Annotated in this window: 6 protein-coding genes and 1 pseudogene; 6 read left to right on the forward strand and 1 reads right to left on the reverse strand. The window is 43.8% G+C overall.

Annotation, left to right across the window (positions count from 1 at the left end):
- The 5 genes and pseudogenes from B2R65_RS16365 to B2R65_RS16385 all read left to right on the forward strand — a co-directional run.
- Positions 1-1,311 (forward strand): vitamin B12 dependent-methionine synthase activation domain-containing protein (locus B2R65_RS16365; protein WP_286744429.1); only part of this gene is annotated, 1,311 nt, incomplete at its 5' end.
- A gap of 161 nt (positions 1,312-1,472) precedes the next feature.
- Complete coding sequence (locus B2R65_RS16370) at positions 1,473-2,264, forward strand: DUF3800 domain-containing protein (RefSeq protein WP_138611143.1); 792 nt, start codon at positions 1,473-1,475, stop codon at positions 2,262-2,264.
- 10 nt (positions 2,265-2,274) lie between these two features.
- A pseudogene (locus B2R65_RS16375) lies at positions 2,275-2,553 on the forward strand (hypothetical protein); the annotation flags it as partial.
- A 245-nt stretch (positions 2,554-2,798) separates the two neighbouring features.
- Positions 2,799-3,296 carry a (2Fe-2S)-binding protein gene (locus B2R65_RS16380; RefSeq protein WP_024034278.1) on the forward strand — a complete coding sequence of 166 codons (498 nt, stop codon included), beginning with the start codon at positions 2,799-2,801 and terminating at the stop codon, positions 3,294-3,296.
- A complete protein-coding gene (locus tag B2R65_RS16385) occupies positions 3,293-5,554 on the forward strand; it encodes a xanthine dehydrogenase family protein molybdopterin-binding subunit (RefSeq protein ID WP_138611141.1) in 2,262 nt (753 codons plus the stop codon). Before B2R65_RS16380 ends, B2R65_RS16385 begins: the two co-directional genes overlap by 4 nt.
- A 66-nt stretch (positions 5,555-5,620) precedes the next feature.
- Here the strand turns inward: B2R65_RS16385 and B2R65_RS16390 are convergent, their stop codons facing one another.
- Positions 5,621-5,818 carry a CsbD family protein gene (locus B2R65_RS16390; RefSeq protein WP_138611140.1) on the reverse strand — a complete coding sequence of 66 codons (198 nt, stop codon included), beginning with the start codon at positions 5,816-5,818 and terminating at the stop codon, positions 5,621-5,623.
- Between the two features lie 273 nt (positions 5,819-6,091).
- Between B2R65_RS16390 and hrpB the strand changes: the two genes are divergently transcribed.
- Positions 6,092-7,417: ATP-dependent helicase HrpB (gene hrpB, locus B2R65_RS16395; RefSeq protein ID WP_286744437.1), on the forward strand; the 1,326-nt coding region annotated here is incomplete at its 3' end.

The following is a 7,417-nucleotide window of genomic DNA, read 5'->3' on the forward strand; positions in this document are numbered from 1 at the left end:
CAAACCGCGATTGACGAAAAAGCCGACATAATCGGCCTTTCGGGTTTAATTACCCCATCGCTTGATGAAATGGTACACGTAGCCAAAGAAATGACCCGCCGAGGCTTTGAATTACCACTTATGATTGGCGGCGCAACTACCTCTAAAGCGCATACTGCCGTTAAAATTGAGCCGCAATACGACAAAGGCGTAGTGTACGTAAATAACGCCAGCCGTGCAGTGGGCGTGGTATCGAGCTTATTATCCAAAGAGCTAAAACCGGCTTTTTTAGAAAAAACTAAAGCCGAGTACGAAAAAGTACGCGAGCAACAAGCGCGTAAAAAGCCACGTTCAAAACCCGTTACCATACAGCGTGCCCGAGATAACGCAGCCAAGCTTGGTTGGGATAACTACACGCCACCGGTGCCTAAAAAGCTGGGCGTGACCGAATTTAAAAATGTATCAATCGCCACGTTACGTAAATACATAGATTGGACCCCGTACTTTATGACGTGGTCAATCGCTGGTAAATACCCGCGCATAATGGATGACGAAGTCGTTGGCGAGCAAGCACGTAGCTTATTTAAAGACGCTAACGACATGCTCGACGACCTTGAAAAATCAGGTGCTTTGCAACCTTTAGGTGTAATTGGTTTATTCCCTGCAAACCGCGTGGGTGATGACATAGAAATTTACACCGACGAAACCCGCAAAGAGCTGTTAACTACCTCATGCCATTTACGCCAGCAAACCGAAAAAACCGACTTTGCTAACTATTGTTTAGCCGACTACATTGCGCCAAAAGGCACACCAGATTACTTTGGCGCGTTTGCAGTAACGGGCGGCTTAGAAGAAGACGACCTAGCCGACGCGTTCGACGCACAGCAAGACGACTACAATAAAATAATGGTAAAAGCGGTTGCCGACAGGCTCGCAGAAGCCTTTGCCGAATACCTGCACGAACAAGTGCGTAAAGAGTATTGGGGTTATGCCGCCGATGAAAACTTAAGTAACGATGAGCTAATTCGCGAAAACTACCAAGGCATTCGCCCAGCGCCGGGTTACCCAGCGTGCCCAGAGCACACCGAGAAAAAGAAAATTTGGCAGTTACTCGATACCGAAAAACGCATTGGCATGCAGCTCACCAGCTCATACGCCATGTGGCCAGGGGCAGCGGTTTCGGGCTGGTATTTCTCACACCCAGAGGCTAAATACTACGCCGTCGCCGCTGTGCAAAAGGATCAGGTAGAAGATTACGCCAAGCGAACTAATATGACGCTCGCTGAGGCAGAAAGGTGGCTGTCGCCTAATTTGGGGTATGAGCCAGAGTAAAAGAGCAGCGGTCAGTTTTTAGCTGTCAGCTATCAGTAAAACAAAACGGGCCAAATTAGGCTCGTTTTTCTATTTTAGGAACTCTTTATTTACAAATAGCCTGTTTAGTGGAATTATTGAACAAAATAATAAGCTGTAAAGTGCAACACATGGAGGGTGAAATGAACGAGGTTGTATCATTTGCTGATGAAAGTGGAATTTCGAAAGGATCACCATGTTATACAATTGGAATCTTAAATGTTCCAAGTGGATATTTAGATGAATTTAATTTCAACATTGAGAAAATTTGTAAAGCGAGTGGGATCCAAGGTGAAATAAAGTGGGAAAAAGTAAGAAAAAGCTCAGGACAAATCAATTTATGCTTAAATATTTTAAAGTTTGTTCTAAGCAGCCCATGTACTTTTCATGCTATTGCTGTATCAAAAGCCCCATATAAAAAGTGGCATAAAGATGAAGAAGCAGCATTTTACACAACGTATAACCAACTCCTTAAACAAAGTAGTAAAGGGTTAAACGCTAACTTTAAAGTATATATAGACCAGAAAAGTACTAAGTACTCTAAACAAGATGAAGTAATTCAAATTATTACTAATCATATGCTAGCTAAATTACCAACATCTTCAAAAATTGAGCTCGTATCAATGCAAAACTCTAAGCTTCATTGGGGGTTGCAAGCCGTAGATGTATTAACTGGGGCAGTTAATACTGGATACCTTTTATATTTCAACCCTAATTCTGATATGCAAATGGCAAAAAAGCTCGCTACTTTTCGAATGGCTTCAATTTTAGGTTGGGATCAATTAGCCTACGACACTAGGCCAAATAATATGTTCAATATCTGGCACTTTCCAATAGAAACTAGAGCTATTCCAGATACTAGGGACATAGTACCAAATTTTGCAATTCCAAGTGTTGGCAGAGCAGAATATGAAGTTATAACTGGTTCTAAATAAAGGACTATTCATGAAGTATCTAAATTACATATTGCTTTGCCTATTCCTACTTTTCACATCAAACACATTTGCGCTTGAGCAGAAGTATCACGAGAGTGTTTTACCTGTTATTACTGCTTTTAAAACGCAGGATAAAACTGCGATTGCTGCGCATATTCGCTACCCTCTAAAAAGGCAATATCCATTGCCTGACATTAAAAATGAAGCTGAGTTTGTTAACCGCTTTGATGAAGTGTTCGACGAGGAGCTTGTTACTATTATTGGCTGCGATACATCGCCACCTGGTTGGCTTGAAGTATATAAAGATGATGAGCAGTTATTAAATGAGCCTGTTATAAGTGCTAAGTAGAATCAGTAAACCCTTCTTATCTCTATCCAATAAAGCTGCCACTTAATAACAGCTATAAGTTGGCGGTTCGCCGATAAAAATTTCAATAAACCAATTCTAAGTGGTAGGCTAAAAAAGTAGCAATTATTCAAACCGTTCTCGCGCAACAAGGCATTCCTTTAAAGCGCTTTGCCAAGGAGTTAAATATGATCACGCTTACCGTTAATGGTAATAAACATGAGTTTACAGGCGATCCGTCAACGCCGGTGCTTTGGTATCTTCGAGATGAATTAAATTTAACCGGGCCTAAGTTTGGCTGTGGTATGGCGCAATGTGGTGCGTGCACCATACATATTGATGGCGTAGCGCAGCGCTCGTGCATATTACCGGTATCGGCTGTGGCAGGGCGTGCTATTACCTCTATTGAAGGGTTAAGCGAGCAAGGCGACCACCCAGTGCAAAAAGCCTGGGTCGAGCATAAAGTGCCGCAATGTGGGTTTTGTCAGTGTGGGCAAATAATGCAAGCGGCAAGCTTATTAGCCGCTAACCCTAATCCCACTGATGATGAAATAGTGAGTAATATGTCGGGCAATATTTGTCGTTGTGGCACGTATCCGCGTATTCATAAAGCGATTAAGTCGGCGGCTAAAACCATTGCGGGCGTTGAATATTTTGACCCAAATGAACAAGGGGAAGAAGTATGAAAAACGACAATACGTACTTTGACTTAAACCGTCGCCAATTTTTAAAAACCAGCGCAATAGGCGCATTAGTATTAGGCACTTATTTTGTAGGCAGTGCACCAAAAGCGTTTGCAGGCGTGTTAGAGCAACCCTCTGAGCAAGCAAAACGTGCTAACTTATTTATAGCGCTGCGCCCCGATGGCATGGTTGAAATAACCTGTCATCGCTCTGAAATGGGCCAGCAAATTCGTACCGCCATTGCCCAAATTGTGGCAGACGAAATGGAAGCTGCATGGGATAAAGTAGTGGTTATTCAAGGTAAGGGCGACCCTAAATATGGGGATCAAAATACCGATGGCTCGCGCAGTATTCGCTACAACATGCAGCGCCTACGCGAAATGGGCGCAAGCGTACGTTACATGATGCAGCACGCAGCCGCTAAATATTGGAAAGTTGACCCGCAAACCTGTACAGCTAATCAGCACGTGGTTACTCACAGCTCAGGTAAAACGCTGGCTTATAAAGATTTAATTGACCTCGCGCTTGGTATTACCCCGCCAGAGCCTGACAAGTTAACACTTAAAATACGTAAAGAATGGCGTTATATAAATACCGGTATGGCGCACATAGACTTAACCGATTTAGTAACCGGTAAAGCCACATTTTCTGCTGATGTTCGCGAGCCAAAAGCGCTGGTGGCTATGATTGAGCGCCCACCGGTAGTAGGTGGTGTGGTTAAATCGTTTGATGCCAGCGCCGCTAAAGCAATTAATGGCGTAGTTGATATTATTGAAATGCCTGTACCAAAAGGTGCGCCGCAATTTCAGCCAAAAGGCGGCATTGCTATTGTTGCTAAAAATACCTGGGCTGTATGGCAGGCGCGTAAAGCACTAAAAGTGGTGTGGGATGATGGTAAAAACGGCGATTATAATTCAGAGAGCTTTAAAAAGTCGCTATTACAAACCGTTAATGAGCCGCAAACGCATGTGCGCGAAAAAGGCGATGCAGCCAGCGTACTGGCTAAATCGAGCAATAAGTTAGTAGCCGATTACTACGCGCCGCATTTGGCTCAAGCACCAATGGAACCACCTTGTGCTACAGCGATGTATCATAAAGACCGCGTTGATATATGGGCTGCAACGCAAAACCCGCAAGCTGATATGAAAACCGTAGCTGCGTTACTTGGTATGGAAGAGAGCCAAATTAACGTGTATGTCACCATGTTAGGTGGCGGGTTTGGGCGTAAATCAAAACCTGATTTTTCAGCAGAAGCTGCTTACATTTCAATGAAAGTAGGTCAGCCTATTCGCGTACAGTGGACGCGAGAGGATGATATTCAGCACAGTTTTTATCATGCGGTATCGGCTCAACATATTGAAGCGTCACTCAATGAAAAAGGCAATATTGAGGCTTACTTACATCGTACGGCGTTTTCGCCAATTATGTCGACCTTTCAAGAAGGGGCAACGTCGCCTGCAGGTTTTGAGCTGCGCTTGGGCTTTACCGATAACCCCATAAACTCACCTAACTTAAAGTTAGAAAACGGCGAAGCACCCGCTAAAACAAGAGTAGGTTGGATGCGTTCGGTATCAAATATTTTTCATGCTTTTGCTATTCAGTCATTTATTGCTGAAGCGGCGCACAAAGCAGGGCGCGACCAAAAAGACTATTTACTTGAAACCATAGGCCCTGATCGCATTTTAGATGTAACCGAGCAAAATGCCTCGTACGATAACTATGGCGCCGATAAAGACGTTTATCCATTAGATATTGGTAAATTACGCCATGTTATTGAAAAAGTGGCTGATATAAGTAAATGGGGCCGAAAGCTGCCAAAAGGGCGCGGGTTAGGTATTGCAGCACACCGCAGCTTTTTAACGTATGTGGCTACTGTGGTTGAGGTAGAAGTATCGGATGCTGGTGATTTAAACGTGATTAAATCGTGGGTGGCTATTGATGCGGGTACGGTAGTAAACACCGATACCGTTAAAAACCAAACGCAAGGTGGCTCTATTTACGGTATTACCACTGCAATTAGCGACGGTATTACCTTTGATAAAGGCCGCGTGCAGCAAAGTAATTTTCACGATTACCGCGTACCGCGTATGAGCGACTCACCACTAGAGGTAGAAGTAGAAATAATACAAAGCGATGCGCCACCAGCAGGTGTAGGCGAGCCCGCAACACCGGTTTACGCCCCTGCATTGTGTAACGCTATTTTTGCCGCTTGTGGTAAGCGTATTAGGCAGCTGCCTATAGGTAACCAATTAAAAGCCTAAATAACGCCCTTTTTTAGCCGTTAAACAAAAAAACCGCCAAATGGCGGTTTTTTTAGAAGTTAGCGATTAGTGAGTTCTTTCAAACTCGTCTACTTCGCGCTCTGCTTCTTCTTTAGATTTACCATACTGCTGCTGGATTTTACCCACTAGCTCTGTACGGCTACCTTCAATTTTGTCTAAATCGTCGTCAGTAAGATCGCCCCATTTTTGTTGCGCCTTACCTTTAAGCTCGTTCCAATTACCTTTCATACGATCGTTGTTCATAAGTATCTCCTTACTTAGCTTTAATTAACGTTCAGTATAAAAGGAGCAAAGCGTGTACCAATCAGTTAAACTTTTTATTTTGTGTTTATAATCATTGATTTATATATTTAAGCGAAGCGTTACTTTTATTGCAACGCGTATGTTCTTAAAAAATGTACAGAGCGGTCTGTAATTATTTCTGATTATGGATACGCGTAAACTCATCTGCTTTTGCGGCGCGTTTATTTTTGGTTTTTGTTACAATGCGCACAAAGCAATTTTGGGTAAATAGCAGTGCTGCCGGTTCAAAACATATATCAACAACTTTTAACTACATTACAAAGTAACCCCATAACGTTATTACAAGCACCGCCTGGTGCGGGTAAATCAACCTGGTTGCCGCTACAGCTTATGCGCGACGGCCATTTTAAACGTATTGTAATGCTGGAGCCGCGCCGCTTAGCAGCACGTAATATTGCCAATTACTTAGCACAGTGCCAAAACGAAAAAGTGGGGCAGAGTGTTGGTTTGCGAGTACGTGGTGAAAGCAAAGTAAGTAGTAATACGCGCCTTGAAATAGTCACTGAGGGTATGCTTACCCGCATGCTACAAAACGACCCCGAATTAAGCGATATAGATTTACTGATATTTGATGAATTTCATGAACGCTCAATTGCAGCCGACACTTCACTGGCCTTTGCTTTAGAGACCCAAAGTGCGCTGCGCGACGATTTAACCATACTACTTATGTCGGCCACCCTCGATACTGAGCGCTATACGCAGTTTTTTGATTGCCCGGTTATACAATCAAGCGGGCGTAGTTACCCAATTGACGAAGTATATATACCAATAAAAGATGAGAGCCGCTGGTTAGATGCCATTCCTAATATCGTTAAGCAAGCACTCAATGAGCAAAGCGGCAGTGCATTAGTATTTTTACCTGGGCAATTTGAAATAGTACGTGTGCAGCAGGCCCTTAATGATTTACCAAGTAACTGCTTAGTTGCCACATTATTTGGCGAGCAAGATAAAGCCAATCAGCAAGCGGCGATTGCCCCTGCGCCTAAAGGTATGCGCAAAATTGTGCTTACCACCAATGTAGCCGAAACCAGTTTAACCATTGAAGGCATTCGTATTGTTATTGATAGCGGCAAACGCCGCGCCGCAACGTTTAACTTGAAAACAGGCGTAACTGAGCTTACAACACAAAGTATATCGCGCTCCTCTGCTGTGCAGCGAGCGGGGCGTGCAGGGCGAATAGAGCCAGGGGTTGTTTACAGGCTTGGCTCAAAGCAAACATTTGAGCGACGTAATAGCCACGATAGCCCAGAAATACTCACCTCAGACATAAGCCAACTTATGCTGGAGGCAAAACAGTGGGGCGCAAATATTAGCGAACTCACCTTGCTTGATACGCCAACAGCGCAGCAATGCACGCAAGCGGCAAATTTACTAACCATGCTTGAAGCCATCGACTCTAAAGGCAAGCTCACTAAATTGGGTAGTAAAATGCTGGGTTTTGGGGCGGATATTCGCTTAGCGCATATGCTTTTAAAAGCGCAAGCGCTTGAGGCAGAACTCCCTGGTATTTATCGCTTAGCACTTTATTTAGTGGCGCTG

Origin of the sequence: Pseudoalteromonas sp. UBA2102, from assembly GCF_002331165.1 — a bacterium.
Lineage (GTDB): Bacteria > Pseudomonadota > Gammaproteobacteria > Enterobacterales > Alteromonadaceae > Pseudoalteromonas > Pseudoalteromonas atlantica.